Source organism: Niallia laureatilytica (genome assembly GCF_046613985.1).
Lineage (GTDB): Bacteria > Bacillota > Bacilli > Bacillales > Cytobacillaceae > Niallia.
In genome coordinates this window covers 128,936-155,437 of the sequence record NZ_JBKKHP010000004.1, presented here as the reverse complement: position 1 = coordinate 155,437, position 26,502 = coordinate 128,936, and the positions used below count along the sequence as shown (strand labels likewise).

28 protein-coding genes are annotated in these 26,502 nt (G+C 37.6%); 8 read left to right on the top strand and 20 right to left on the bottom strand.

The features are described from left to right. Positions 1-456: a DUF2383 domain-containing protein gene (locus ACLIJJ_RS12470; RefSeq protein ID WP_411410996.1), complete on the bottom strand. Its 456-nt coding sequence runs from the start codon at positions 454-456 to the stop codon at positions 1-3. Positions 457-582: 126 nt separating this feature from the next. Here ACLIJJ_RS12470 and ACLIJJ_RS12465 point away from each other — a divergent pair, with 126 nt between their 5' ends. Next, complete coding sequence (locus tag ACLIJJ_RS12465) at positions 583-690, top strand: YjcZ family sporulation protein (RefSeq protein WP_233314083.1); 108 nt, start codon at positions 583-585, stop codon at positions 688-690. Positions 691-742: 52 nt separating this feature from the next. Here the strand turns inward: ACLIJJ_RS12465 and ACLIJJ_RS12460 are convergent, their stop codons facing one another. From ACLIJJ_RS12460 to gdhA, 7 genes are all read right to left on the bottom strand, one after another. Further along, positions 743-1,414 carry a hypothetical protein gene (locus ACLIJJ_RS12460; protein WP_233314084.1) on the bottom strand — a complete coding sequence of 224 codons (672 nt, stop codon included), beginning with the start codon at positions 1,412-1,414 and terminating at the stop codon, positions 743-745. 92 nt (positions 1,415-1,506) lie between these two features. Continuing rightward, positions 1,507-1,881 carry a hypothetical protein gene (locus ACLIJJ_RS12455; RefSeq protein ID WP_233314085.1) on the bottom strand — a complete coding sequence of 125 codons (375 nt, stop codon included), beginning with the start codon at positions 1,879-1,881 and terminating at the stop codon, positions 1,507-1,509. A gap of 88 nt (positions 1,882-1,969) precedes the next feature. Beyond that, on the bottom strand, positions 1,970-2,218 hold the full coding sequence (locus ACLIJJ_RS12450; RefSeq protein WP_233314086.1) for a hypothetical protein: 249 nt from the start codon (positions 2,216-2,218) through the stop codon (positions 1,970-1,972). Between the two features lie 213 nt (positions 2,219-2,431). Beyond that, complete coding sequence (locus ACLIJJ_RS12445; protein ID WP_233314087.1) at positions 2,432-2,578, bottom strand: hypothetical protein; 147 nt, start codon at positions 2,576-2,578, stop codon at positions 2,432-2,434. Between the two features lie 464 nt (positions 2,579-3,042). Further along, positions 3,043-3,885: an alpha/beta fold hydrolase gene (locus tag ACLIJJ_RS12440; protein WP_233314088.1), complete on the bottom strand. Its 843-nt coding sequence runs from the start codon at positions 3,883-3,885 to the stop codon at positions 3,043-3,045. 171 nt (positions 3,886-4,056) lie between these two features. Next, positions 4,057-5,556 carry a malate:quinone oxidoreductase gene (locus tag ACLIJJ_RS12435; RefSeq protein ID WP_233314089.1) on the bottom strand — a complete coding sequence of 500 codons (1,500 nt, stop codon included), beginning with the start codon at positions 5,554-5,556 and terminating at the stop codon, positions 4,057-4,059. 596 nt (positions 5,557-6,152) lie between these two features. Continuing rightward, on the bottom strand, positions 6,153-7,544 hold the full coding sequence (gene gdhA, locus ACLIJJ_RS12430; RefSeq protein ID WP_411410995.1) for an NADP-specific glutamate dehydrogenase: 1,392 nt from the start codon (positions 7,542-7,544) through the stop codon (positions 6,153-6,155). Positions 7,545-7,689: 145 nt separating this feature from the next. Between gdhA and gltC the strand changes: the two genes are divergently transcribed. Further along, positions 7,690-8,601, top strand: a complete 912-nt coding sequence (gltC, locus tag ACLIJJ_RS12425) for a glutamate biosynthesis transcriptional regulator GltC (protein WP_233314091.1) — start codon at positions 7,690-7,692, stop codon at positions 8,599-8,601. Between the two features lie 133 nt (positions 8,602-8,734). Then, on the top strand, positions 8,735-9,877 hold the full coding sequence (locus tag ACLIJJ_RS12420) for a zinc-dependent alcohol dehydrogenase (protein ID WP_341076465.1): 1,143 nt from the start codon (positions 8,735-8,737) through the stop codon (positions 9,875-9,877). A 98-nt stretch (positions 9,878-9,975) separates the two neighbouring features. Here the strand turns inward: ACLIJJ_RS12420 and ACLIJJ_RS12415 are convergent, their stop codons facing one another. Then, positions 9,976-10,200, bottom strand: a complete 225-nt coding sequence (locus ACLIJJ_RS12415; protein ID WP_237941293.1) for a hypothetical protein — start codon at positions 10,198-10,200, stop codon at positions 9,976-9,978. Between the two features lie 192 nt (positions 10,201-10,392). Here ACLIJJ_RS12415 and ACLIJJ_RS12410 point away from each other — a divergent pair, with 192 nt between their 5' ends. Next, positions 10,393-11,019, top strand: a complete 627-nt coding sequence (locus tag ACLIJJ_RS12410; protein ID WP_411410994.1) for a DUF1796 family putative cysteine peptidase — start codon at positions 10,393-10,395, stop codon at positions 11,017-11,019. A gap of 106 nt (positions 11,020-11,125) precedes the next feature. Here the strand turns inward: ACLIJJ_RS12410 and ACLIJJ_RS12405 are convergent, their stop codons facing one another. The 6 genes from ACLIJJ_RS12405 to ACLIJJ_RS12380 all read right to left on the bottom strand — a co-directional run bounded on the left by ACLIJJ_RS12405 (position 11,126) and on the right by ACLIJJ_RS12380 (position 18,131). After that, a complete protein-coding gene (locus tag ACLIJJ_RS12405; protein ID WP_411410993.1) occupies positions 11,126-13,540 on the bottom strand; it encodes an NTTRR-F1 domain in 2,415 nt (804 codons plus the stop codon). Between the two features lie 269 nt (positions 13,541-13,809). Then, positions 13,810-14,724 carry a sensor histidine kinase gene (locus ACLIJJ_RS12400; protein ID WP_411228600.1) on the bottom strand — a complete coding sequence of 305 codons (915 nt, stop codon included), beginning with the start codon at positions 14,722-14,724 and terminating at the stop codon, positions 13,810-13,812. Positions 14,725-14,742: 18 nt separating this feature from the next. Then, on the bottom strand, positions 14,743-15,414 hold the full coding sequence (locus ACLIJJ_RS12395) for a response regulator transcription factor (RefSeq protein WP_411410992.1): 672 nt from the start codon (positions 15,412-15,414) through the stop codon (positions 14,743-14,745). A gap of 10 nt (positions 15,415-15,424) precedes the next feature. Beyond that, a complete protein-coding gene (locus ACLIJJ_RS12390) occupies positions 15,425-16,204 on the bottom strand; it encodes a DUF2705 family protein (RefSeq protein ID WP_237941288.1) in 780 nt (259 codons plus the stop codon). Then, on the bottom strand, positions 16,197-17,114 hold the full coding sequence (locus ACLIJJ_RS12385) for an ATP-binding cassette domain-containing protein (RefSeq protein WP_411228599.1): 918 nt from the start codon (positions 17,112-17,114) through the stop codon (positions 16,197-16,199). Before ACLIJJ_RS12385 ends, ACLIJJ_RS12390 begins: the two co-directional genes overlap by 8 nt. A 696-nt stretch (positions 17,115-17,810) precedes the next feature. Next, complete coding sequence (locus tag ACLIJJ_RS12380; RefSeq protein WP_233314100.1) at positions 17,811-18,131, bottom strand: hypothetical protein; 321 nt, start codon at positions 18,129-18,131, stop codon at positions 17,811-17,813. An 859-nt stretch (positions 18,132-18,990) separates the two neighbouring features. Here ACLIJJ_RS12380 and ACLIJJ_RS12375 point away from each other — a divergent pair. Further along, positions 18,991-20,352, top strand: coding sequence for an arsenic transporter (locus tag ACLIJJ_RS12375; protein ID WP_233314101.1), 1,362 nt, complete (start codon positions 18,991-18,993; stop codon positions 20,350-20,352). A 274-nt stretch (positions 20,353-20,626) separates the two neighbouring features. Here the strand turns inward: ACLIJJ_RS12375 and ACLIJJ_RS12370 are convergent, their stop codons facing one another. Further along, positions 20,627-20,971, bottom strand: a complete 345-nt coding sequence (locus tag ACLIJJ_RS12370; RefSeq protein ID WP_411410991.1) for a hypothetical protein — start codon at positions 20,969-20,971, stop codon at positions 20,627-20,629. A gap of 273 nt (positions 20,972-21,244) precedes the next feature. Here ACLIJJ_RS12370 and ACLIJJ_RS12365 point away from each other — a divergent pair, with 273 nt between their 5' ends. Beyond that, positions 21,245-21,418, top strand: coding sequence for a YjfB family protein (locus ACLIJJ_RS12365; RefSeq protein ID WP_233314103.1), 174 nt, complete (start codon positions 21,245-21,247; stop codon positions 21,416-21,418). A gap of 207 nt (positions 21,419-21,625) precedes the next feature. Here the strand turns inward: ACLIJJ_RS12365 and ACLIJJ_RS12360 are convergent, their stop codons facing one another. The 4 genes from ACLIJJ_RS12360 to ACLIJJ_RS12345 all read right to left on the bottom strand — a co-directional run bounded on the left by ACLIJJ_RS12360 (position 21,626) and on the right by ACLIJJ_RS12345 (position 24,240). After that, the gene (locus ACLIJJ_RS12360) at positions 21,626-21,907 is read right to left on the bottom strand and encodes a hypothetical protein (protein WP_233314104.1); all 282 of its coding nucleotides are present in this window, start codon (positions 21,905-21,907) and stop codon (positions 21,626-21,628) included. A gap of 289 nt (positions 21,908-22,196) precedes the next feature. Further along, on the bottom strand, positions 22,197-23,123 hold the full coding sequence (locus ACLIJJ_RS12355) for a DNA/RNA non-specific endonuclease (protein WP_233314105.1): 927 nt from the start codon (positions 23,121-23,123) through the stop codon (positions 22,197-22,199). Positions 23,124-23,422: 299 nt separating this feature from the next. Then, a complete protein-coding gene (locus ACLIJJ_RS12350) occupies positions 23,423-23,722 on the bottom strand; it encodes a M23 family metallopeptidase (protein WP_411411066.1) in 300 nt (99 codons plus the stop codon). Beyond that, positions 23,707-24,240 carry a hypothetical protein gene (locus ACLIJJ_RS12345; RefSeq protein WP_411410990.1) on the bottom strand — a complete coding sequence of 178 codons (534 nt, stop codon included), beginning with the start codon at positions 24,238-24,240 and terminating at the stop codon, positions 23,707-23,709. Before ACLIJJ_RS12345 ends, ACLIJJ_RS12350 begins: the two co-directional genes overlap by 16 nt. Before the next feature lie 243 nt (positions 24,241-24,483). On the opposite strand from ACLIJJ_RS12345, the gene ACLIJJ_RS12340 reads away from it, so the two are divergent. After that, the gene (locus ACLIJJ_RS12340) at positions 24,484-25,287 is read left to right on the top strand and encodes a YiiX/YebB-like N1pC/P60 family cysteine hydrolase (protein ID WP_411410989.1); all 804 of its coding nucleotides are present in this window, start codon (positions 24,484-24,486) and stop codon (positions 25,285-25,287) included. Positions 25,288-25,371: 84 nt separating this feature from the next. Beyond that, the gene (locus ACLIJJ_RS12335; protein WP_411410988.1) at positions 25,372-26,442 is read left to right on the top strand and encodes a hypothetical protein; all 1,071 of its coding nucleotides are present in this window, start codon (positions 25,372-25,374) and stop codon (positions 26,440-26,442) included. Positions 26,443-26,502: the final 60 nt, after the last annotated feature.

Sequence of the window (26,502 nt, the reverse complement as noted above, 5' to 3'; positions counted from 1 at the left end):
TTAATGTATTAATGATTTTAAATAATCAACATGTTCACGGTCCTTATTTAAAACTTGATGAACTATTTGAAGGCTGTCCTCATCAAGTTTATTGCGAACAAGCTGTTCAGACATTTTTATTCCGTACAAATTTTCACCCTTAATGGCATGTTTAATAATCACTTCATCCCCATTGTCTGGATCAAATAAATTGCCGATAAAGCTTTCTGCCTTGCCGACTACCCCTTCATTCGTGACTGGTTCTCCTCCTAGTTGGTGAATTCTGTCTGAAATGATATGGGCATTTTTCGTATGTTCTGTTAATATGTCTGAAAAGGACTGCTTTAAGGACGTATCTTCTAAGTTCTCAATAAAATGCTCATATGCATGAATTCCCATGAATTGTCCTTGTAGAAACTTATTTAATGTTTTTATCGATTGCTCCGAATTCAAAGTATGTTCACCTCCATTCCACATTTCTCTTTGTTCTACTAGTTAGAATGCTCATTTTTCTCCTTTTCATCCTAATCTGTATTCTTGTCCATTTCCTCTTTTACAGAACTTCATATGATGTTGTATACCTGATGTTCGGAGGTGAGAGGCATGTCAAGAGGTTATGAAGAAAATGGTGGAGGGTATAACAACAGCTTTGCACTAATCGTTGTTCTATTTATTCTTTTGATCATCATCGGTGTATCTTATCTAGGCTAATTAGAAGTAAGCGAAAAATGCCCCGGTCTATTTAAGACTAGGGCATTTTTTGTTATAGATTTTTCCAGTCACCTTTTAAGAGTTCAGCCTGTATTTCTGAATCAATTTTGCTAAAACCGTGCACAAAAGCATACTCCTGCACCTTTTTCCCAACTGTAGCAAGTGCAAGCTGCGTATAATCAAAATCTGCTACCGTCTTACAATACTTTACAAAGAAATCAATAGACAGCATATTAGGGAAAATGACTGTTTGCCAATCTGTTTCGTTCAGCGTTTTACTCATTTCTTTTTCAAAAGAAAAGTCTAGTCCGATATGATGTGTATGTATAAGTAAATCATCTTCGGAGTATACATTGCTGTGCTGATAATCATGCCCAAGGAGAACAGCGTGTTGCTCCTTCTGATAGGAAGCAAGATTTGCTTTTATTCCTCTTGCCTCTAATACCTTTCTTGATTTCTCTGATAAATATTCGATTTGCTCTGGAAGGTTTGCTGTTATGCCGCTCTTTGTATATTGCCTGAAAAAGATTTGGATGCTTGTTGGATTTAAAAAAATCAACCGATGTTTCTTCGCAATCAATGAAAATACCTCAATAGGTAACTCTTGCTCCGTGCTTTTCAAAATAGGGAAGGACATTGTCTTTGCTCCTAGCTTCTGAAAGTAAGTCTCCAGCCTGCTTTGCTGTTCTCCGCCTCTTGCAATAATAATAGACTTTTCCATCATACTAATCTCCTTTAAGTGGATATTTCCTATTATATCAAGATGCTTTTTGTTTGAGAGTAAAAAGAAAAATCAGCTCATCGGCTGAACTGATTTTAAGGTGCTCGTTTAATGAGCTTTATATTATCCACTTTCTCTTCCTTAAATGTGATGTATACTTTATCACCTTGTTGGAAGGCTTCTGTTTTATCAATAAGAACAATATCCTTTTCATCATAATTATTTACTGCTGAAAAATGTTGCCCATCCTGTGTTTTGCTGATAATTGTTGCAGAGATTGTTTGTTTTGCTTCATCATTATCTTCTATTACTTTCCTATTATTTTCTGTAATAATTTCCGGCTCTTTATAAACTGACTCTGCCGTTGTTTTTGGAGTAGAGTTAGAGGATAAAGTTAATACAGCTATTATAACGATGGCCGTAGAAATACCAGCTACTGCGTAATAGGAACGATTGCTTTTCAGTTTCATCCTTAAAACTCCTTTTTGTTCATTAAATACCCGTAAAGTATCGTACTAAACAGTTTTGAGTATTTTTAAGGAACAAAAGGCGCGACGATTACATATTTTTACTATATTTTTCATAAAGCTGCCGTGACTTTTCCGGAAGCCATTTTCGTTTTTCTGGATCGGAGTAATAGTGCATAAATGCCTGTTTCTCTTTATTACTAAATGCTGCAGCTGCTTTAAGATGTTCACTGCAAAACCAATAAACTTTATCTGGCTTATCCCATGAAGTAAAGGGGAAAAGCTTATCAGCGCCACGCACTTTACATGCAAGGCCTTCACATTTCTCTCCCTTTAACATCCATGGTCCCTCCCGATAAACATATTATCTTTTAACCTGCTCTCAAAACCCTCAATATATGCACAAAGGAACAAAGCAACCTTATTGCAATATATTGCTCTGTTTTTTAGTTCTTGTCTTTTTATAATTTATTAACGAATCATTAACAAGTTGTTCATATTCTCCGCATAGAATGAAACTAAACTAGCTAAAGGGCAGGTGATTAATGTGAAGCTAATGTCCATTATTTGCTTTTTTAAAAGAAACCATAAATACAGCTATTACTCCGACAGATGTGTAAGATGTGGAAAAGAAAAACAGCATCACTGACCAGCCCGCTCTAACAATTGCCCCACACATCACAGCAAATAAATTAAACACTACATCCTGCTAGGAAAGAATTCTCTTTTTCCAATTACATAAAAAATCAAGATTATTTGGTAAACAAGACGAAAGAGAGGCAGATTTTTAAGTATATGCCTCTCTTTCGTCTTATATTATGTAAGTTAACTTTTCATTTCTTTTAGCAAGATGCTAATTTGATGAACCAATTCTTCTTTCACTAGCAAAGTTGGTGATAATCTGCTCTAATCTGATTGCTGAACATTTTAGCTGCTTTTTATTAAGGATGTTTGTATCTTTATCAGCTCTTGAATATCTTTGATAAGTAGTAGGTTGTTAAAAGGATATTGCCGCTTTATCTTTGTTTTTGATTAGATATTTTTATATATAAACTCCTTTTGCACAGCTTATTTTTGCTGTAGTTTATTTCTTAAAGCTCAGGAATGCTTTCTAACTAGCGGCAAAAAAAAGACAGCAGATAAACGTATCTGCTGTCTTAACTATTAATTATATTTAGCAAGGAACTGAAGTAATTCTTTATTAAACTGCTCTGCATGTGTCGCATTAAAACCGTGCGGGGCACCTTCAATGACGGCAAGTTCAGAGCCTTCAATCATATCATGGGACAGCTTTCCGCTTGCTTCGAATGGAACGACATTGTCTGAATCGCCATGAATGATTAAAGTCGGGATGTTGATTTTTGCTACATCCTCACGGAAATCGGTATAGGAGAATGCTTTAATACATTCAAGCGTACCTTTCGGTGATGCGAACGCGGCAATATCACGATTATAAAGACGGAATGGTTCACTAACAAGGCCATCTCTTTCTCCTGCAGAAAAGAAGTTATGTGTAAAGTTATCAAGGAAAGCGATACGGTCTTTTTGCACACCATTCAAAAACTCTTCAATTGTTGCATCATCAAGAGCACCCTCTGGATTACCTTCTGTTTTATACAGATAAGGAGGCACCGCACCTGCTAATACAGCCTTTTTCACACGTTCCACGCCGTATGTACTAATATAGCGGACCACTTCCCCGCCGCCCATTGAAAAGCCGACAAGTGTAACATCCTGAAGATCTAGATGTTCAATTAATTTATGCAAATCTTTAGCAAAAGTATCATAGTCATAGCCTTCATAAGGTTGAGATGACCCTCCGAAACCTCTGCGGTCATATGCAATAACACGATACCCTGCTTCAATCAGGGCAGGCACTTGCAGTTCCCATGAACGGAGACTCAGCGGCCACCCATGGATTAAAATAATCGGTTTTCCGCTTCCATGGTCTTCATAATTTAAAACAACTGGTGCATTATTGACTGTATCAACTGTAAGTTTTGGCATCTCTCTAACCTCCAATGAAATGTTTTGTTTCTTTGCAGCTTATAATCCTTTACCCAAACTTCCCTTGGCATAATCTTTTCTGATATCAGAATTCCATTATATACCAGAATAGTACTTAACTCCACTAAAAAGATGCTTTCCTGATAGAAAGCATCTCTACTAGCTTTTCAACTATAGAATAGGTTCTTTTGCACTCGATAGAAGTGCCTCTGCTGTTGCATGATGTACCTCTTCTAAAAGGATAGGGTTTTCCATTAAGGATAGACCGTAGGATGGGATCATTTCCTTAATTTTTGACTCCCACTCGTTAAAATGCTGCGGAAAACATTTTTGGATTACTTCAAGCATGACATGAACAGCTGTTGAAGCACCTGGTGATGCACCGAGCAATGCTGCAATCGAACCATCGGAGGCAGTGATAACTTCTGTGCCGAATTGCAGTGTTCCTTTGCCGCCATCCTCGGTATCTTTAATCACTTGCACGCGCTGCCCTGCTACTACTAAATCCCAATCTTCTAGTTTTGCATTCGGAATAAATTCTCGCAGTTCTTCCATGCGCTGCTCTTTTGATAACATAACTTGCTGAATTAAGTATTTAGTCAATCCCATATTTTTTGCACCTGCTGATAACATTGTGATAATGTTGTCTGGCTTCACAGAGGTGATTAAATCAAACATAGAACCAGTTTTCAAAAACTTTGGTGAAAAGCCGGCAAAAGGTCCGAATAACAGCGATTTTTTATTATCAATAAATCTTGTATCTAGATGAGGAACAGACATTGGCGGTGCGCCAACCTTTGCCTTGCCGTAAACTTTTGCATGATGCTGCTCAACGATAGCTGGATTGTTGCACACCATAAAAATTCCGCTTACCGGGAATCCTCCAATATGCTTGCTTTCAGGGATACCGGTTTTTTGAAGAAGATGCAAGCTTCCGCCTCCGCCTCCGATAAAGACAAACTTAGCCTTATGGCGTTCGACCGTTCCTCGCTCAAGATTTCTGACTGTTAGCTCCCATAAGCCATCACGAGTCCTTTTTATATCATTAACACTATGTTTGTATTTAATCTTTACACCATTGCTGCCTAAATGATCAAATAACATCCTTGTTAATGCCCCGAAGTTAACATCTGTTCCAGAATCAATTTTAGTTGCTGCTATCGGTTCTTCTATATTCCTTCCCTGCATGATGAGGGGAATCCATTCTTTCAGTTTTTGCGGATCTTCAGAATACTCCATGCCTTGAAATAAGGGATTGTTTGACAGCGCTTTAAATCTTTTCCTTAAGAATTCTACATTCTCTTTCCCTTCCACTAAGCTCATATGCGGTAATGGCATAATAAAGTCTTTCGGGTTATGTATGCGCTTACTGTTTACTAAATAAGACCAAAACTGCATGGATAATTGGAACTGTTCGTTAATGTTAATTGCTTTGCTAATATCGATGGAGCCATCTGGCTTTTCAACCGTATAGTTCAGCTCACAAAGTGCCGCATGCCCTGTTCCCGCGTTGTTCCATTCGTTTGAACTTTCCTCTCCAGTGTTAGCAAGCTTCTCAAATACTGTAATCTTCCAGTCAGGTACTAATTCTTTCAGAAGTGTCCCCAATGTTGCGCTCATAATTCCAGTACCAATTAAGAAAACATCTGTGTTAGTTTCTCTTTCGCTCATATTAACCTTCCCTTTACATTATTGTATTCGCAGAAAGGATGCTGGCGCTCGATATGAACACACCATTTCTGTCTTTCATTATGACACTCTTGTTATCTATTATAATTATTTACAGATAAAAATATCTTCTTTTATCTGATAATTATATACTATTTACATCATTTTAAAAAGGATAAGTTCTAATTCTACCTGCCATTTAAGAAAAAATCCCTATATAAAGCACTCTTTCCTTCCTCTATCAGTCAATATGCTTCGTTCATAAAAAATGCAATTTGTACGTTCCTTCCTTACATTCTATGCAAAAAGAATATATTTTATTAAAACCGCATACACCATAACCTATCTAAACAAACATAACCCTTTTAAAAAATACTATTCTAATATATTATTTCTCGTAAGATAAAAGGTTATTATTTGATTCAATCTTAATATTTAAACTCCTGTTATTAACTTAAATAAAGCTTTATAAGCTGCTCTTCCACATTAATGAGGAACCGTAATTTCCCAGTAATTCAATGAACAGGTTATTCTCCTCCTATAACTAAAAGCAGGTCATTTTTAAAGTGACCTGCTTTTTTTTATCTCTGTACTTTTACTTAAATAACACCTTGTTCGAGCATAGCATCAGCCACTTTTTTAAAGCCTGCAATATTAGCACCTACTACAAGATTGCCTGGTACATCATATTCTTCAGAAGCTTGCATACTCTTACTATAGATATCTTTCATAATTACTTGGAGCTTTTGATCGACTTCTTCCTGAGTCCAAGAAAGCCTTGCACTATTTTGTGCCATTTCCAATGCTGACACAGCAACTCCGCCAGCATTCGCTGCTTTTGCTGGTCCAAATAAAACATTGTTTTCAATAAAAAGATCGACTGCCTCTTGTGTGGACGGCATATTGGCACCTTCACCGACTGCCTTTACTCCATTACTTAGTAAGATATTGGCAGCTTCCTTGTCCAGCTCATTTTGCGTAGCACTTGGCAAAGCAATATCACAAGGGACTTGCCAAATTCCTGCACAGCCTTCAGAATAGGTAGCGCTTGGATGCTCGTTAACATATTCTGAAATCCGTTTAGATTCTGCTTCTTTTAATTGCTTTACTGTATTTAAGTCAATTCCGTTTGGGTCGTAAATATAGCCGCTTGAATCACTGCAAGCTACAACTTTTGCGCCTAGCTGCATGGCCTTTTCCATTGCATATATGCTTACATTTCCAGAACCAGATACGACTACAGTGCTGTCTTTAAAACCTAAGCCTTTATTGTTAAGCATCTCTTCGACAAAATAAACTAGACCGTAACCAGTTGCTTCTTTCCTGCCAAGACTTCCTCCATAACCGATGCCTTTTCCTGTCAGCACTCCTGCTTCAAAGCTGCCTTTCAGTTTTTTATATTGGCCGAACATATAACCAATTTCTCTTGCTCCGACACCAATATCTCCAGCAGGCACATCTGTATCTGGGCCAATATGTCTTGCTAGCTCTGTCATAAAGCTTTGGCAAAAGCGCATAATTTCCATATCTGATTTTCCTTTTGGATCAAAATCAGAGCCGCCCTTCCCCCCGCCGATAGGCTGGCCAGTTAGAGAGTTTTTGAAAATTTGCTCAAACCCTAGAAATTTAATAATACTTGCATTAACAGACGGATGGAAACGCAGTCCGCCTTTGTAAGGACCAATCGCACTGTTAAACTGTACGCGGAATCCTCTGTTCACCATGATATTACCATTATCATCAACCCACGGCACTCTAAAGCTAATCATCCGTTCAGGTTCTGCGATTCTGTCCAGCACAGATTTTTTTATATATTCAGGGTTTTTCGCAAGAACAGAAATTAAAGAGTCCAGTACTTCCTTTACCGCTTGGTGGAATTCTATTTCATGGGGATTACGCTCCACTACCTGTTTATATAAATGATTAACATAGTCTTTTGCGATTTCAACTTCATTTGTTTGTGCTACTTCCATATATTCCACCACTTTCATTCGAACTCAGCTCCTAAAGATGTTTTAAGTTTTAGAAAATTCCCTTTTCTTAAATGTGGTTTCATTTTATAATTTTATAATTGATAGTTCCAATACTAATTTCGGATGAGATTCATGCGTTAAACGCATTAGGAGAGTTGAAAACATGGAAACAAGGCAAATTCAATACTTTTTAGAAGTCGCAAAACGAGAACATGTAACAGAAGCAGCAGATGCTTTGCATATTGCGCAATCCTCTGTCAGCAGGCAAATATTCAATTTAGAAGAGGAATTAGGAATCGAGTTGTTCATCCGCGAAGGCCGCCGTGTAAAGCTGACACCTTTAGGAAAAATCTTTTTTGAACGAATGAAACAGGTGTGGAACATGATGGAGGATGCCAAAAGAGAGGTAAAGGAATATTTAGACCCTGAAAAAGGAACCGTCAGAATTGCCTTTCCAATCAGCATGGCAGCACACACATTGCCATCGATCATCTATGCATTTAGGACAAGATACCCTGAGGCTAAATTTCAAATGAGCAATGCTCTTTATTATGATTTAATCGACGGTGTTATCAAAGGTGATTTCAATTTAGCCATGATGGCGCCAATGCCAAATCAGGAAAAAGAGCCGAAGATTAAAGGAGCTACCCTCTTCACGGAAAATATTGTTGCATTAGTTCCAAACCATCATCCATTAGCAAACAGAGCCTCTATAAGACTTCGTGACTTAAAGGATGAGCCCTTTTGTGTGCTGCCAGAAGGTTTCGTCTTTCGAGAACAAGTCGTACAAGCATGCAAGGACGCTCACTTCTCACCGAGTATTGCCTTTGAAGGCAAGGATATTGATGCATTAAAAGGGTTAGTGTCCGCTGGTTTAGGGGTTGCATTAATGCCTGAGATGACGCTGGTCGACAATACGCCCCGCTCTACCGTTATTATTCCGATTGCAGACAGCAATCTGACCAGAACGGTTGGTGTCATCTATCCGACGCAAAGAAAGCTTTTGCCAACAGAGGAATTATTTTATGACTTTTTGCTGGAAACATATGAAAGATTGAATGAATTTAAACAATGATTTAAACTGTCCTGCATACAGGACAGTTTTTTCGTCCTCCTTGATAAAGACTATTTCTATAGTAAAATAGTTTGCCATATAAAAGTTTGGGTAAGTAGTAAGTAACACCTACTAAAGAGGAGGATACTTTGACATGAAAGCAGTGACGTTTCAAGGAACAAAAGATGTACAAGTAAAGCAGGTCGCAGATCCGAAGCTTCATAAAAAGGACGATATTATTGTCAGAATTACTTCGACAGCGATTTGCGGATCTGATTTGCATATCTATCAAGGCGCTATTCCTGCTGAGAAGGACTATGTAATTGGGCATGAACCAATGGGAATAGTCGAAGAAGTAGGATCTGAGGTAACAAAAGTCAAAAAAGGAGACCGCGTTGTACTTCCATTTAATATTTCATGCGGCCATTGTTATTATTGTGAACATGATATGGAAAGTCAATGTGATAACTCTAACCCAAACAAGCAAATTACCGATACTGGTGCATACTTTGGCTTCACAGAACGTTACGGCGATTATCAAGGCGGCCAAGCAGAATTATTGCGTGTGCCATACGGAAACTTTATGCCATTTGTAATTCCTGAAAGCTGCGAATTGGAAGACGAAGCATTGCTGTTTATGTCTGACGTACTGCCAACAGCGTACTGGAGTATCGAAAACTCTGGAGTAAAAAAAGGAGACACAGTGGTCGTATTAGGTTGCGGACCTATCGGCTTAATGACCCAAAAATTCGCCTGGATGAAAGGTGCAAAGCGCGTCATTGCTGTTGATAATATCCCCTACCGCTTAAACCATGCCAAAAACATGAATAAAGTCGAAACAATTAATTTTGACGAACATGAGGATGCAGGAAATTTCATCAAAGAAATAACCGCCGGTGGAGCAGATGTCGTGATTGACTGTGTTGGAATGGATGGAAAAAAATCAACAATGGAAGCAATCGGACAAAAATTGAAAATCCAGGGCGGGACATTAAGCGCTATAGAAATCGGACTAAATGCTGTTCGTAAATTCGGAACGATGCAATTAACAGGTGTTTACGGCTCTAAATACAATATGTTCCCATTAGGACAAATATTTGAACGAAATATTAACATAAAAACTGGTCAAGCCCCTGTTATTCACTATATGCCAATGCTGTTTGATAAGATAACAACAGGAGAAATTGACCCGACAGAAATCATTACACATCGAATTTCCCTTGATGACGCCAGCAATGCCTATCAAATGTTTAATGATCATCAGGATGAAGTAATTAAAGTCATACTTAAGCCATAACGTACTTTAGACTCGGCAATATTATGCCGAGTCTTTTTTATATTCCTATTAATAAAAAAAACAGCTGTTAAAACATACAGCTGCTATTGCTATCTTCATTACATTCCTGTTTTATATTTCTTTTCACTAGAAGATGTATTCTTCGTATCATGCTTTGCTTTTTCTTCCCGATATTCTTCTTTTATATCTTCCATCGGCAATGAATCCACTGTTTGTTCACTTTCAAACTTATCAAATAGGCTTTCGTTTTCGGTAGGATATTGTTCAGGGTTGTCCATATTTGTATGAGCATTATTTAGGCCTGACTTTTTCTTTTCATCCATCACTATCACCTCCTTATAAACATTCCCCTATTTAAGAAGAAAAAACTGTCCATATTTATCCAGTTGTTAGTGATGATTGCCCTTTTTAAAAATTATCCACATATAGCTTAGCCTTTTGTAAAAATAACCATTTAATATAGTATAAAGTAAATGTTTACAAACTATAAAAATTTGAACGTAGGGGAAAAACGAATGAAACTTGCTGATATTAAAGGAGAATATAATCAAATTTTTAGTTTAGGAGAAAACTGCATTCCTGCTTTGAAATTGAGGAAATTTAATTTGAGACAACAAGCTGGACCATTCGATTGGGTAGGCACACCGAATTTATTTAAGATTATCATCTTATTTCAATCAAATTTCGCCGATTTTCTTAAAGAAGAAAACCTAGAGCCGCTGCAGTATGTTAATGAGGATGACATACTTGTACATGATAAACTATATAATATTGGCTTTAATCATGATTTTAAAAAAGATGTTAACACATTGGAGCACCTGGGAAGTTTGCCGCAAGTTCAAGAAAAATATCAAAAACGAATCAATCGTTTCATGGAAGCTTTGTCCGCATCCCCAAACCTATTATTTATTAGAACAGAAGCAACATTAGAAGGAGCGACTGAGTTAAATAATGAATTATCCCAACTAGTTAAAAACTCTTATAGCCTGTTAATCGTCAACCATGCACCAGTAAAAGAAATCATCGAGCAGGACTGGGGCATCAGCAATGTCTGTGTACTTGAATTACCAAATGATGAAATTTGGGACGGAAACGATCATCTATGGCAGTCAATATTTGAAGGCATCACATTAGTAAAATAAATGTATAGTAAGACTTTTAAGGATGCAATCCAAAACAGTGCATCCTTTTTCTTGCCCAAATAAAAAAAGGAGTAGGCGAACCTACTCCTTTTTCAAATACATATCCTTATACAAAGCGAATGATATTTGTCTTTCGATTTTCCGAAGTGGCTGCAGTAACATTTGTAGCTGTAATTGGTTCAATCGTTACCGTATACGTAGCTGTCCCCGTTTCCGCTGGAACATCGACAACAGTAACAGAAGCAATAAACCGCTGCGTCCCGGCAGCTGCTCCGTCCCGGCTAATTCCTTGCGTATCAATCACCGTTCCATCTCTGCTGATGTTTACATTAAAATCTATACCCCAATCCGCAGCAGTAACAAAATCCAGCTGCTGTGACGTATCAATTTTCACCTCATTACCAGCAGTGACAGGAACAGCAACAGTATTCACAACAGTTGCCGCATCTAAAGATAAAGCCAATGCTGCGGCAGCTTGGTCGAAGAACAATGCAGAAACAGAAGGATCACCGCTTGGGCCTGTCGGTCCTGTTGGACCGGCTGGACCCGTTGCTCCTGTTGGGCCTACTTCTCCTGCTGGACCGGCTGGACCCGTTGGACCCGCTTCTCCCGCTGGACCCGTTGCTCCTGTCGGACCTACTTCTCCTGCTGGACCGGCTGGGCCTGTTGCTCCTGTCGGACCGGCTTCTCCCGCTGGGCCTGTTGCTCCTGTCGGGCCTATTTCTCCCGCTGGACCTGTTGCTCCTGTTGGACCTGTTGGACCGGCTTCTCCTGCTGGGCCTGTTGCTCCTGTTGGACCGGCTTCTCCCGCTGGACCCGTTGCTCCTGTTGGGCCTACTTCTCCTGCTGGACCCGTTGCTCCTGTTGGGCCTACTTCTCCCGCTGGACCTGTTGCTCCTGTTGGACCGGCTTCTCCCGCTGGGCCTGTTGCTCCTGTTGGGCCTACTTCGCCTGCTGGACCGGCTGGGCCTGTTGGGCCTACTTCGCCTGCTGGACCGGCTGGGCCTGTTGGGCCTACTTCGCCTGCTGGACCCGTTGCTCCTGTCGGGCCTATTTCTCCCGCTGGACCTGTTGGACCTGTTGGACCGGCTTCTCCTGCTGGGCCTGTTGCTCCTGTTGGACCGGCTTCTCCCGCTGGACCGGCTGGACCCGTTGGACCCGCTTCTCCCGCTGGGCCGGCTGGACCTGTTGGGCCTGTTGCTCCCGCTGGGCCTGTTGCTCCTGTTGGACCGGCTTCTCCCGCTGGACCTGTTGCTCCTGTTGGACCGGCTTCTCCCGCTGGGCCTGTTGCTCCTGTTGGGCCTACTTCTCCCGCTGGACCGGCTGGGCCTGTTGGGCCTACTTCTCCCGCTGGACCGGCTGGGCCTGTTGGACCTACTTCTCCTGCTGGGCCTGTTGCTCCTGTCGGACCTACTTCTCCCGCTGGGCCCGTTGCTCCTGTCGGACCGGCTTCTCCCGCTGGACCTGTTGCTCCTGTTGGACCGGCTTCTCCCGCTGGGCCCGTTGCTCCTGTTGGGCCTACTTCTCCCGCTGGACCGGCTGGGCCTGTTGGACCTACTTCTCCCGCTGGACCGGCTGGGCCTGTTGGACCTACTTCTCCTGCTGGGCCCGTTGCTCCTGTTGGACCTACTTCTCCCGCTGGACCCGTTGCTCCTGTCGGACCGGCTTCTCCCGCTGGACCTGTTGCTCCTGTTGGACCGGCTTCTCCCACTGGACCCGTTGCTCCTGTCGGGCCTACTTCTCCTGTTGGGCCAGCTGGGCCTGTTGCTCCTGTCGGACCTACTTCTCCTGCTGGGCCCGTTGCTCCTGTCGGACCTACTTCTCCTGCTGGACCGGCTGGGCCTGTTGCTCCTGTCGGACCTACTTCTCCTGCTGGACCGGCTGGGCCTGTTGGACCTACTTCTCCCGCTGGACCGATTGGACCTGTCGCTCCTGTTGCCCCCGCTGGACCGATTGGGCCTGTCGCTCCTGTTGCTCCCACTGGACCTGTTGGGCCTGTTGCTCCTGTTGCTCCCGCTGGTCCAGTCGGTCCGGTTGGGCCTATAATGCCGGTTGCTGTTAGAAGAGCTACATCATCTACTAGCACATTTGAAGTTCCCTCCGAAGGAATAACGCTGATTAATAAATATGCTTGGCGTGTTTCACTCGGTGCACTGCTTGCAGTCAAGTAGACTTCCTTCCAAATACTGACTCCCGCATCTGGTAATCTACCAGGAGGGATATAGTTGGACAATCCTGTATTAAGAAGCTGGAAATTCTCATCAAAAAAGAACAATTGTAACAGCATTGCTGGTGCTGGAAGATCATCAAGCTTAGCTAACGATATAATTAGCTCAAGATTTTCTCCTGCAGATGCTGAAACAAACTGCCCTAAATAAGTCGATCCTTCTCCTTGTTCAAGAAGTGCTGAGTATGCACCTGAATGGGAATACTGGGTAGTCACAGAGGCATTCTCTGAAATCCAGCTGCTTAGATCGCCTGTTTCAAAACCACTGTTCCCAATTAAATTTAGTAAACTCATTCTCATTCTCCTTTCTGTAAAAAACTAGAATACAAAGGTATTGTATGAAGCAATCAAAAAACCGTTTATGCGCATACCTCTGCTTTGATAGTACATTTTCAAAATAATGGATAAACCTATAATATTTAGGTCTACTAACTCTAGTTATTAAATCTATGAGAAGGCACAACCCCTAAGTTTGGTTAACGATTATAAGAATTAGGTATTATAGAATACAAAAAACGATTCTCCTCAAAGAAGAATCGTTTGCTTTTTTCCATAATAAACTACTAAACAGTATTAATATTCGTTCTATGTACTGGAAGCTGTATGGTAAGAATAAACCAATTCCCTTTAAGCTCCGCCTCCATTTTCCCATTCATTTTTTCCACGAGCTTTTTCGAAAGATAAAGACCTAGCCCGCTTGATTCTGTATTTGTTCGACTAGAGACCTCAGTATAAAAACGCGAAAATACTTTATCAATCGCTATTTTACTATCTGGTTTTATATCATTTTTCACCGTTAATAGAAAATACTCCTTTTCCATTCGATAGCTAATCACTGCATGACTACTGGCATAACGAAGGATATTTTGCACAATATTTTGAATGACACGTATTAACATTAATTTATCTGCAATTATCCTATTATCCTGTTTATGTTCAGAGAATTGAAGTTCAATCTTCCTTTCTTCTAGCTGCTCATAAAAAGACAAAAAGATGTCCTCGACTATAGTGACAAGCGAAAGCGTAGTTAATTCTATGTCTTTTTGGTTTGTTTCCATTCGTGCTAAGTCATAAAATTGATCTGTCATTTCAATTAAACGCTGAACGGAATGTTCGATAATACTAATATATTGGGCTTTCTTAGCTTCATCTGCAGCTACATTTAAGAGTTGCACATAGCCATTGATGGAAGTAAGCGGTGTTCGCAAATCATGGGAAAGCCCGGCAATTGATAACTTCACATTCTCTTCCATCTGTTTAGCTTGGTGATTCCTATGCTCAAATTCATCTATCATTTGGTTTAGTTCATCAACTAATTGAATTAATGCCTTCTCGCGGAAATCAAGATACAGCCTGCTTCCGAAGCTCGCGCGGGTTGATAGTTCTTTTACTTCCCTTGTTAATTTTCGCAGTTCTCGTTTTAAGAAAAATATATAAACAAGCAGCGCCAATGCTAAGAAGAAGAACAATATCCACATAACATTCACGCCCTTTCATTAATCAAATTTAAAGCCGATGCCCCAGACAGTTTTAATATAGTTGGTCCCATTACTATTAAGCTTATTTCGTAAATTACTTATGTGCATGTTAATCGTTTTATCATTATCGAAAAAAGGTTCGTTCCAGACACTTTCATATATATTAGCACGACTGAAAACTTTTTGGGGATTCTCCATAAGTAATTGAAGGATTGCAAATTCACGACCAGTAAGGTGTAGTGCCCGATCACTTTGCTTTACTTCACGGGTATCTAAATTAAGGCTGATATTTTTATAATGAATTTCTTGCCGATGCTCAGCTGTAACCTTTGCTGCATGGCGCAGTTGAATATCAATTCGGGCAAGCAGCTCTTTTACATCAAAGGGCTTCGTGATGTAATCATCTGCACCGTTCGTTAACAATTGCAACTTAGAAGGCTGGTCAATCTTTGCAGAAATGACAATGACAGGAATGCTAGAAGTACTTCTAATATGTTGTAGAAATTCCTCACCATTCATACCAGGAAGCATCAAATCTAAAAGAATGACATCTGCTTGGTTATTTTCGACTAACATTTTACCTTCTGTGCCTGAATAAGCACTTAGTGTATTAAATCCATTTATTTCCATCGTTTCTTTTATCAAAGAATGAACGGCGGTGTCATCTTCTATAATTAATATTACTGCCACACTAATCTACCTACTTTATATCTGTTCGATTAAACAGAAGGATTCCTATAGCTGATGATAACATTATTGTAATAAGACTCACCAATATCATCTCAGGAAATTTTGCGATATCTGTTTTGCTGGCGAAATCTGAATAAAACAGAAAGGATTCTGTAAACCAAAACGTTACTTGTTTAAAGTGCGTTGTTTGCTGAAAAATCCCTGCACCAAAACCTGTAGCCATCGTATAAAGGAAACTCCAAATCAAGGAAATCCCACTGTTTTTTGTCATAAACGTAATCATAACATAAATAGACACATTAGCCAGAATTAATAAGTACAGTATACTAAAAGCCTTAAAGGCGTATTCGCTGTAATTGCTAATACCTCCAAGCTCACCAAAGCCAAATACAGCTGAAAAGCTGATTATGCCAAACCCAGTCATTGCCAGCACTCCAATAACGCCTAGCAGTGCTGCTACAATTAACTTAGACAAATAATAATGCGTCCGGCTGCGCCCTAAAGATAATGCATTTCGAATCGTACCATTTTGAAATTCTTCGCCGATAAAGAAGCTGATAAAGGCACTCATAACAAGCAAAATAGTTAAAGCATTTTTCTCGATCATCAAAACACTGGATGCACCATTTACTACAGTATCAATCGCTTGAACGAGTTCTGTACCATAATGGACCATCATTTTACTATTTATAGCTTGCATGACAGGAAGTATGGAAAGTATGCCTAGAACAATCCATAGCTTTTTACTGCGTACTAATTTTATCTTTTCTGCTGTTAAAAGATTAAGCATTTTCATTTCCTCCCGTTAACTGCAAGAAATAATCTTCGAGCTTTTGTCTCGTTGTGCCAATTCGTGAAACATTTACATTTGCCAGCACTAATGAACGATTTATAGTAGCAACTTCATCGAGCTGTTCATAAATATTAATCTCTGTCCTATTCATAACTGTATAATCCTTTATTCCTAATTCATCTAAAACGACAATAGCTTTTTCGACCTCTGTTGTTTCTAATTCAATATATTGACGAGTTTCTTTCGCAAGCTCTTCCCGCGAAAATTCACTAATCAGTTTGCCATCATGCAAGATACCGTAATGGGTCGCAACTTGGGAAAGCTCATCAAGCAAATGACTAGAAAGCAACACAGTAATCCCTCGTTCTGTTACCAACCGTTGAATAATCTCACGCATTTCCACAATTCCTGACGGATCTAATCCATTTGTCGGTTCATCTAAAATGAGAAACTCAGGATTAGTAATAAGTGTTGACGCAATCGCCAAACGCTGGCGCATTCCCAATGAGAAATTTTTTGCTCTTTTCTTGCCTGTATTACTTAAATTCATTAACTGCAGCAAAGCATCCATTTCACGTTCACTCACACCGCCATTTGCCGCTTGAACACGCAAGTTCTCCCGTGCCGTTAACTCAGGATAAAGAGCAGGCGTTTCAATAGATTGCCCCATCTTCCTTCGTGCCCGCTGCAAGCCTTTTACACCTGATTGCCCAAATAGTTCCATTTCCCCACTATCAATAGATATCAATCCCATTACCGTCCGCATAAAAGTCGATTTACCTGCACCATTTTCGCCAATCAAGCCATAGATCATCCCGCGCTTAATTTCAATTGATACTTTATCAAGCGCTTTATGCTTGCCATATACCTTCGAAACATTTGCAGCTTTAAGAATTGTTTCTGCCATAAATTTCATCCCTTCATTGTAGATGTTATTAGAATAAGTGAGAGGTATAAATAATTAGACTAGAAAAGTATAAAAAAAGTATAAAGAATTCAGCAAAAGAAAAAGCATCCACAGTTGTTGTGGAATGCTTCCGTTTCTAGTAATTGTTCAGCCTACCTTATTGTTTTTTCGTTCCCTTAATCGTCTGAGGATAGTAAGAGTCACAGAAATAGCAAACATAACAGCACCAATAATCATAATTACATCTACAAAAACTTGTATCCAGCTGTTAAATGTTATATCTCTTACAACACGCATATAAAAGTAAAAAACAGCTATAATGAAAAACACTAAGTCAGAGTATTTATCCATAAATTGCATAACTAAATAGACTTGGCAAAAGTTAAAAATACTGTATTATTATTGCCCACAATTCCATATTAACTTCTATTTAACCAAATCTATAGACACCTCTCTTTCCATTTGTTTATGATATCATTTCTATTTGCAAAAGGATATTGGGGTGGAGATTTTTTATAGGAAATTCGAATTTAAGTAAATTCAGTTATGGTCATAAACCTTTCTAGAAATTGAAAAAATCCCTGATTCTGCATCAGGGATTTTCAATTTCTATATAGCCATGCTTTATCTTAAAAATAGATATCCGGCTTTTTCATTAAATGTATTAGCTTCACTCTATTCTATGTGAGCAAGCTTTTACCACCAAATAGGATAAAAAGGTCCAAATCTTCTGATACCATAAAACGGGAATCCAAACAGACCAAACCCTCCAAATGGAATAAATAAGCGATTGTTATCATTCCCACTTTGGTTTGATACTAATATATAAACATTCTCATCATCATAACTGTGAAGAATACCTTGGTGAATCTCATCGTCTCTTGTCTCAATTTGAACAAACTGAAATAAAAGTTTATGGCATTTTTGATGATGCTTGTGTTTATGATGCTCATGATGATGACTCATTTTATGGTGCTGTTGACTTGAGGACTCATCAAAATCTCTAACGTTTTCCATACCCAATCTCCCCTTTTTTTAAACTCAAGGCATATTATTCAGGAGCATAAAAAAGGTGAGACTGAAAATTTTTTCTAAAACAAAAACACCAGATTATTCGAATGCTTGCATTAATTTAATTTTAAAAGTTCATATTTCATCAGCCAACAACTATTGGATATCTTCAAAAAAATTCCCTCCTCTTCAGCTTGCTTCTTTCTATAATCACTCCATAAATTATTCGCATCAATACTGCCTTTTGCTAAAACTAGTACTCGGCCAATATTTGTTGTGATAAAAAAATATTCTTTCTTCCATTCGCCTTCTCATCTAACATGCTTATTTAGATTGCTATTTGTAAGCCTATATTTACTACATAAGGAAACTCTTATTTATATAATCCGTGATAGATAAATCCAATAAGATTTTAATTATATATCAACAAGATAGACTTACCATTTCCAAGCCCTAATACTTTCTGTCCAACTCATTGAGCTAATTCTACCTTTTAATAATTTCAAGATAAAAAATTAAAGAATGAAGGAAGCAATCATATATGCTCTTTCTGATTTTTCTTTATCTAAGAAAAATCTCTCCATAATGAAATCACAAACAAAACCACCCATCAACTCCATCCTTTACATTTGTATCAGTTAACTTCTGTGTAATTGAGTAGAATTTTTTAGACTCTAGTGGATTTATTGAAAAAAGGGTACAAACCTAAGGCCTGTCTTAATCGTGATACATATAGATATAGTACAGCACCACATGAGGGATAAATGAAACGGAGAGACATTAGTGGATTTACTTACAAACGGAGAAAATGCCCTTTCGTTTCAAAAAAGATTCATACTATTCATCACATGAAAGGAGTATTTTTATGGCCGACTTCACCGTTTGGATAACCATTGCCACTTTTTTGGTTACCCTCGGGTTAATACTTTGGAGACCTAAAGGATTGAATGAAGCAGTGCCTGCAGCTGTTGGTGCAGTTATTGTTGTGCTTTGCGGCAGTGTATCATTCTCCGATTTAGGCATCATATTGAACACAATCAGCGGCGCCGCTATTACAATCATGGCAACAATTGTTATGGCAATTGTTTTAGAAAGCTTTGGTTTTTTTAATTGGGTGGCAGAAAAACTGGCAGCTATGGCAAAAGGATCAGGAATTCGTTTATTCTGGTATGTCAATTTATTATGTTTCCTAATGACACTATTTTTTAATAATGATGGTAGCATACTCATTACAACACCGATTCTCCTCATGCTGTTAAACAACATGCGCTTAAAAAATCATCAAAAAATCCCCTATTTACTATCTGGGGCGCTAATTGCAACTGCTTCAAGTGCTCCAATTGGTGTAAGCAATATCGTCAATCTAATTGCATTAAAAATTGTCCATATGGACTTATGGCTCCATACAGCGATGATGTTTGTACCATCAAGTATTGGATTATTATTTTTGACCTTCCTGCTGTTTCTGCGGTTTAAAAAAGTCCTGCCCGAAAAAATTCCAGTACAAGTTTCTGGTCTGTCTAGATCTTCCTATCACCCATTAAAATCCGTCATCCAACACGAATCAGAAAAAGCTCGTTCAAAATTTATGAGAAATATTTTATTATTTGTTCTTGCTGTCCGCTGTAGCTTGTTTCTTGCCTCCTATCTTCACATTCCGATTTCTGTGATGGCTGTCATCGGATCACTCGTTCTTTTAGCCTGGAGATGGATATATTTAAAAATATCCCCTGCTGATATGCTAAAGAAAACCCCGTGGTATATCATCGTCTTCGCCTTTAGTATGTATACCATCATCTACGGCCTCAATAATATTGGCTTGACTAACTGGCTGATTGGTTTTATGGAGCCTGTCGTTTCAGGAAGTCTGCTTCAAGCGAGTGTATTAATGGGTACACTGCTAACAGTTCTTTCCAATATTTTCAATAACCACCCTGCCTTAATGGTGGGTACCCTTACCTTGACACATATGGATCTTAGTTTGCTTGAATTGAAGGTTGCTTACTTGGCTAACGTAATAGGCAGCGACATGGGAGCATTACTGCTGCCGATGGGAACACTAGCCACTTTAATGTGGATGCATATCGTCAGAAAAGGTAAAGTTTTCATTAGTTGGTGGGATTATATCAAAATAACAGCCGTAGTAATTCCTCCTGCTACAATTTTCACCTTAATTATTCTATATTACTGGGTTTCTTCCCTTTTTGCTGGTGTACTTCAACAATAGAAAAATATCGATTGAGACACATACAATACCCATCATTTAAACATGCAGAAAGAGTAATCCTCCCTAAAGATTACCCAAAGGTTAGATTACTCTGGAAACACCTATAACAACTAATAGTATATTCCCCCATAAGGCAGACAGACAAAATAAGTTATGTTAACTATTGGGGGAGAATTTTTACATACTTCTAAAATAGTCAGTTTATGTACTTACTAATTTATTATTGTTTATATAAGTTAATTTAGTTTAACAATCGATTTCCGTCTCCTATAAATTAAGGTTCATCCCAAAGTATAGTCATTGCAAGAAAAAATAGTACGAGTACAAGAAACACTAAGCCAAGAAACCAAAGAGCAATCTTTCTCCAAATATTTTTTTCAGCACACAAGGCAAATATTAAGGATATTGCCATGGAAACGATTAATATTTGTAAAAACCATTCGCCAATGTCATAGATAAATAACGGGCTAATACCTATAAACGTAAAGACAATAGAAAGTGCAGCAGAATATCTCTTCACTTCAACACCACCTTTTTTTAACATTTTTAATATATTTAGTATATTTGTAGAAATGTCTACTCCATTGACCAAGACCCTTTTTTCTTGATTTAAAGCCATTTACTTTATTCCAAATGGGTTAAATCTGTAGGAATTTTATCTCGCTCAGCATACTCATTGTCCAATTACATTACTACCTAAATCTTCACCTCAATTGGCTGAATTTTAGCTTAAAGGAGATGTGAATTTGTAGAAGTTTTCCGTCTAACTGGACAAATGCTAATCATCCATTACATTTTTTAGCTCTTCCCTTCCACATCAATCTGCATTTCATTCTATACAGTAATTTAGATTTTTTATATTTTGCCGATAATAATAAGGGAGGTGAGTTTCTTGGATATTCCAGCTTTATCAGTTAGCATGCACCAAGCTTCACTTAGTCAAAGTGTAAGCTTAGCATTAACTAAAATGTCTATGGATAATACTCAGCAAACTGCAACACAAATGATGGAAATGCTTCAAGCTCCACATCCAACATTAGGTAATTCTATTGACCTAAAAGGATAAATCTACATAAAAAATGTATTCTTAATGGGATGCATTTTTTTCTTTCTCCAAAACTACCCTTACATTTTTTTACGCTTTTTACCTGTATTTTGTTGGGTGTAAATTATATGCTGTTGAAAATCCACCTCTGTATATAATAGTTGGATTTTTTCGTTTCGATTTTTTCAACTCTGATTTCACCTTATCTAGAAACAGCAATAAAAATTATTATCTCTTAATACTAAACAATACAGGATTAAGGAAAGATAGAACTACAATAACAAGAAACATTACAAATGATACAGCATCTCCTACTAAATTAAATTCATCTACAACGATACCTTCTTGCCAGATATTAATAGCACCCACTATTAAACATACTAATGAAATACTTATAACAGTAAATCCATTGAGTTGCTTCCATTTCTCTTTAAATTGAATTAAAATCAGTAACAATAACAAAACCGAAATCATGGTAATAAAAACAGGTCTAAAAACCGCTAATTCCATTACGTCACCCATCCTCAAAATTAGTCAACATCCACATTTTACCATAAATTCCAAAACAACGTTTCATTTATTTTCTATTTTTGAGATATTAGACATAAGAAACAAGAGCATTCATCCTTTTTGGATAGATGCTCTTGTTAACGAAAAATAATAACCATACAAATCTAGATGATACAACCATTGATTTCAGTTGTTCATATACAAACATCCATTCGCAAATTGTTATAAAACTTCCAACGAGTTAAATGTTCTCTCATTCCTATATTATTTTGCCTCATAATTCTAGGGCTTACTCTCCTACCAAACCGTCCTTATCAGCATCGTGCATATAGGGGTATAACCAATGGTCACTCGTTATTGGCATACTGAACCCTGCTGCTTTTGCTTCTTTAATCGTCACCTGTCCATTACCGTCTGTATCAACACTAGAAATATCACCATCTGTGTTTGAACTAGTTGAATCAGAAGGCTTACTGCCTGTTAAACCGAGAGATGCGTTCACTTCATCAGGGTTCACATTGTCAAATGTATCTACAATCTCGTTCCCCATTAAAGTATAGGTATACTGATAACTTGAAGGAATCTGCGTTTTCGTATCCGGATATGTGATTATTGCTTCAAAATTAGTGGCTCCACCTGCTCTACGGATTGCGTCTTCCATATAAGCTTGATCACCATGTCGGTTAAGCGTACTATCTTGTGGAGTAATATTGTAAGCATTCGATACCCCTCCCAGAGAATCAGCAATGATATGTCCTTCATCTAAAACGTCACTTTCGACACCAGGAACCTTTGCCTCATCAGAGTAATATCTGCCAGACGATAATACAGGTTCGTTCTCGTCATCTTGAAGAGTGATTTCATCAGCAATAACACGAACTAGCTGCCCGTATTCATTAGTAAATGCCCAATATTTACGGTCCCCATAACCAATGTCAACGACGACATTAGGTTCACGATATCCAGACAAATCACCACCATCCACTTCAATAAGTTTGTACCCTGAGAACAGTTCCTTATTTGTTTCGGTTGGTGTTTCCTCTTCCACTGGTTCATTAACCAACGCAGTATCAGCTTCTTCTTTTTCACTAGTTTTATCTGTATTAACTGTGGTTACTTCTTGTGAATCTGTCTTTTCATCTGTAATGGACACATCTTCTACGTTGGTACATCCAACAAGAAAGATGGTCGTTAAAAGTAAGATTAAATAGTTCATTTTTATTTTAGTACTCTCCTATAATAATTCTGTAAATCTCGGGATGTTAACAGAGATTAATGCTGGGTTATCGTTCAATTTTTCATGAAACGAAATGGTTTAAATATCAAGATACAATAATGTATTTAAGATAAACTTATTTATATCCTATTTGCACCATCACAATAAGAAAAAATGGCTCTTCTTTTTTATTATACAGATTAATAGTATTACATCACAATATAATATTCTTTAGCTTATACTATAGTTCTACATGTCCATCCGTTTTCTAATGTTCATATTTAAAACTTCGTTATTCATTACAATATCTCATAAAAGGTGCAGGATGTATTTGTCCACCTAGTACCTTTTACTAATATAAAAAATGCAAGTGAGGACCTGTGCAATTTGCCCGTATTCCATACCTCACCGATGATCACACCTTGTTTAACTTTCTGACCAACTTTTATTACATGCACTTCACTTAAATGTGCATATAGTGTCCATTCACTTCCATGCTGAACTTGAATAACATGTCCATAGCCACTATACCCTGGCACTACACGAGTGTTCGCAACTGTAACCGTTCCTGCATCAGCTGCTTTTACTGGTCTACCAATTGGATGTCCAAATCAATACCCTTATGAAGCGTTCCCCATCTAATGCCAAACCCAGAAGTAACAACGGGATTATCTACAGGCACGATATAGCTTCCTGTTCCCAAACTGGATGAATCACAGTTTTTTGTTAGTCCCCCTAACTTTCCGACTATCTCCAATACTGTTGGAACCCAATGAACATTTAATCCTGTTGGATCCTTCTCTGCCCCAATCGGCGCGTACACTTGTCCTAACAATTCAAATGTACTTTTACCGTCGACTAAGATTCGATTATGAAGCGTAACTCCCATTGCTTCTAACCCTTCATCTAAACTAACAAAGACAAATAAACCATTACTGGACATTAAGCCGCCGGGATTATTCTTTTCTATTACAGCTTTAGACGTTCCCCGTGCTATTTCAAGAAAAGCTATGGACGCAAAAAGAACAGGGTCAATTCCCTGTTCCTCAGCAATATCTATTATCTTATATCCCTTATTCTTTAGTACACCAGCCTTAGAAAAAGACTCCTCCCACATCGACTTATTAATCTCTCCAGTTACAAAACAACTGACAATACTTTACTATTAATCCTAATTCTCTCTCACTTCACCTATCTAACTGAGATAAAATTATTAAATAGATTTATGTAAATAGTATTATAATTCTATTTTTGAATTCTTTTTAACAAAAACCAAAAACCAAATTAATTAACTGAATAATATGGTAATATTCCCATGAACCGGTTCATTAGACATTTTTAATGTTGGAGGGGAAATAATGTGTTTAAAAAAATATCTACTTTTACCTTAGCTGCATTCATTATTGGAAGTAGCTTTAATCCAATAAGCAGTAATGCTAAGGAACAAAATTTATCCTATGATCAAGTGATGTTACAACTTGATTCAATTAAAGAGCAGATAAAGAACGATAAACAGATTACAAAGGACGAAAAACAAAACTTTAGTTTACAAGGTACAGACATTGTTGAAGAATTTTTAGCAAATGACCCTGATTTGGTTGCAGAAAAAACCTCTACTATGATTAATAGTTTAAATGAAATTGACAGTCTTTTATATGATGTTGCAAACCAAAAAGGAAATACTGAGTTCGTTAATGAATCTAAAGTAGGTGCTTCAAGAGCCATAAGCGGTTGGAGTGGGAAAGGAGATATCCTGATAAGTTTTAGGGCTAAAACAGGTGGTTTTGCTCATGGACATGCAGGGATATTAAGTACTACGAAAGATAAAGTAATTGAAGCTCTCCCTAAACCAGGAGTGGTACATCAATCTGCCTCAAAGTATTGGTCAACTGTTCCTGATGAACAACAATATTATGTGAAAAATGCACCTGATAAAGCATATATCAATGCTGTAAATTATGCGATGAAACAAGTAGGTGACCCTTATAAACTGAAAACTACGATAGGTAATGAATCACAGTGGTATTGCTCTAAATTAGTTTATAAAGCTTGGAAGTCTGCTGGATACAGTATTGGAGGTGGTGAACCAAAATTAATAACTGTTTTACCTTACGATATTGCTGCAGATTATGACACCGTTTCATATAAAAAAAATCCATACTAAGTAACCTTGATAATCGTGTGCAATAACTGTACACGATTATCTGTATAAATGTATTTGTATATTATCCTAATTGAGGAGAATGATATGAAGTTTTTCCGCTTAATTTTACTTGTATTGACACTTAGTAGCTGTATACAGTCAGAAAAAACTGTAACTGATATAAGAAAGTTTTCTTTAGAAAAAAATAACGGTTATTTGCTATTTCATTTCCATACACCTTTTACCCAAGATGGATATATAAAACAGATTGACTTAAATGGAAATGAAATTCAAAAGTACAATATAGAAGATTCACTCTTCGCTCCTTCAGATGTATTTAAATTTGATAACAATTTTTATTTTGCCAGCGGTGCATATTCAAATGACAATAAAGTTATTAATTATAATCCCCAAACAAAGAAAATGAGTTTGATAGAAACAAAACAAAAAAAATATATAGAAAAGTATTTTAAAAAAAGTAATTCTGAATATATAATAACTATTCTTGATTCCAATAATCAGAATGAATATTGCGATATTACTTTAAAAAAATGCAATTACTTATCAGAAGCATTCAGAACACATGATATAACCGTACTAGAAAATTATGTAATTGCGGTAGGTATAAACAAATCTGCAATTAATGATCAAAAAGGTATCTTACAAATTAAAAAAATGGATAGTAACTTTAAACCTTTAGAAGAAATACACTTGGATAATATGCCTAATTATTTTACTTATACTAGTCCAGATGAAAAACTTTATTTATTTATGTTCAATGGAGATATAGTTAGTATAGACAGCGACTTAAATATCAAAAAATTTCCATTCTATTCTTTCGCTCCCTTTTCTGGTAACCCTAAGATTATAACTTATAATAAAAATGTTAGCATAGACAATAACACAATACTAATAAACTTTAAACTAAATGATGAAGATAAGTCCTATCTAGCTAAATTAAACTTTGATAAAGCTACACCTACGATGCAAATCATTTCTAGTAATACAGATGAACAAATATTAAATGTTGATGACTCAAAACCCGAAGTATATACACGTTCATACGTAAATGATAAAACAATAATTACAGTAAGAGATATTACTACTCTGAAACTAATAAAAACTATCCTACTAGAAAGTGACGATCCAATTTATTTTGTAGATAATATTGAATAATAAAGTGATAAAATTCAACAGATTTGAAAATGTATTCATCTCATGACCACTAGTTTATTG

What these genes read in the sequence shown, in the direction of transcription:
- ACLIJJ_RS12470 (WP_411410996.1), bottom strand. Translation starts at nt 456, where the DNA reads ATGTGGAATGGAGGTGAACATACTTTGAATTCGGAGCAATCGATAAAA.
- ACLIJJ_RS12415 (WP_237941293.1), bottom strand. Translation starts at nt 10,200, where the DNA reads ATGGATGAAAAGAAAAAGTCAGGCCTAAATAATGCTCATACAAATATG.
- gdhA (WP_411410995.1), bottom strand. Translation starts at nt 7,544, where the DNA reads ATGAAAGTGGTGGAATATATGGAAGTAGCACAAACAAATGAAGTTGAA.
- ACLIJJ_RS12380 (WP_233314100.1), bottom strand. Translation starts at nt 18,131, where the DNA reads ATGGAAAACGTTAGAGATTTTGATGAGTCCTCAAGTCAACAGCACCAT.
- ACLIJJ_RS12455 (WP_233314085.1), bottom strand. Translation starts at nt 1,881, where the DNA reads ATGAAACTGAAAAGCAATCGTTCCTATTACGCAGTAGCTGGTATTTCT.
- ACLIJJ_RS12400 (WP_411228600.1), bottom strand. Translation starts at nt 14,724, where the DNA reads ATGTGGATATTGTTCTTCTTCTTAGCATTGGCGCTGCTTGTTTATATA.
- ACLIJJ_RS12375 (WP_233314101.1), top strand. Translation starts at nt 18,991, where the DNA reads ATGGCCGACTTCACCGTTTGGATAACCATTGCCACTTTTTTGGTTACC.
- ACLIJJ_RS12460 (WP_233314084.1), bottom strand. Translation starts at nt 1,414, where the DNA reads ATGATGGAAAAGTCTATTATTATTGCAAGAGGCGGAGAACAGCAAAGC.
- ACLIJJ_RS12435 (WP_233314089.1), bottom strand. Translation starts at nt 5,556, where the DNA reads ATGAGCGAAAGAGAAACTAACACAGATGTTTTCTTAATTGGTACTGGA.
- ACLIJJ_RS12465 (WP_233314083.1), top strand. Translation starts at nt 583, where the DNA reads ATGTCAAGAGGTTATGAAGAAAATGGTGGAGGGTATAACAACAGCTTT.
- ACLIJJ_RS12410 (WP_411410994.1), top strand. Translation starts at nt 10,393, where the DNA reads ATGAAACTTGCTGATATTAAAGGAGAATATAATCAAATTTTTAGTTTA.
- ACLIJJ_RS12405 (WP_411410993.1), bottom strand. Translation starts at nt 13,540, where the DNA reads ATGAGTTTACTAAATTTAATTGGGAACAGTGGTTTTGAAACAGGCGAT.
- ACLIJJ_RS12440 (WP_233314088.1), bottom strand. Translation starts at nt 3,885, where the DNA reads ATGCCAAAACTTACAGTTGATACAGTCAATAATGCACCAGTTGTTTTA.
- ACLIJJ_RS12390 (WP_237941288.1), bottom strand. Translation starts at nt 16,204, where the DNA reads ATGCTTAATCTTTTAACAGCAGAAAAGATAAAATTAGTACGCAGTAAA.
- ACLIJJ_RS12450 (WP_233314086.1), bottom strand. Translation starts at nt 2,218, where the DNA reads ATGTTAAAGGGAGAGAAATGTGAAGGCCTTGCATGTAAAGTGCGTGGC.
- ACLIJJ_RS12335 (WP_411410988.1), top strand. Translation starts at nt 25,372, where the DNA reads ATGAAGTTTTTCCGCTTAATTTTACTTGTATTGACACTTAGTAGCTGT.
- ACLIJJ_RS12370 (WP_411410991.1), bottom strand. Translation starts at nt 20,971, where the DNA reads ATGGCTTTAAATCAAGAAAAAAGGGTCTTGGTCAATGGAGTAGACATT.
- ACLIJJ_RS12355 (WP_233314105.1), bottom strand. Translation starts at nt 23,123, where the DNA reads ATGAACTATTTAATCTTACTTTTAACGACCATCTTTCTTGTTGGATGT.
- ACLIJJ_RS12385 (WP_411228599.1), bottom strand. Translation starts at nt 17,114, where the DNA reads ATGGCAGAAACAATTCTTAAAGCTGCAAATGTTTCGAAGGTATATGGC.
- ACLIJJ_RS12420 (WP_341076465.1), top strand. Translation starts at nt 8,735, where the DNA reads ATGAAAGCAGTGACGTTTCAAGGAACAAAAGATGTACAAGTAAAGCAG.
- gltC (WP_233314091.1), top strand. Translation starts at nt 7,690, where the DNA reads ATGGAAACAAGGCAAATTCAATACTTTTTAGAAGTCGCAAAACGAGAA.
- ACLIJJ_RS12360 (WP_233314104.1), bottom strand. Translation starts at nt 21,907, where the DNA reads ATGGAATTAGCGGTTTTTAGACCTGTTTTTATTACCATGATTTCGGTT.
- ACLIJJ_RS12345 (WP_411410990.1), bottom strand. Translation starts at nt 24,240, where the DNA reads ATGTGGGAGGAGTCTTTTTCTAAGGCTGGTGTACTAAAGAATAAGGGA.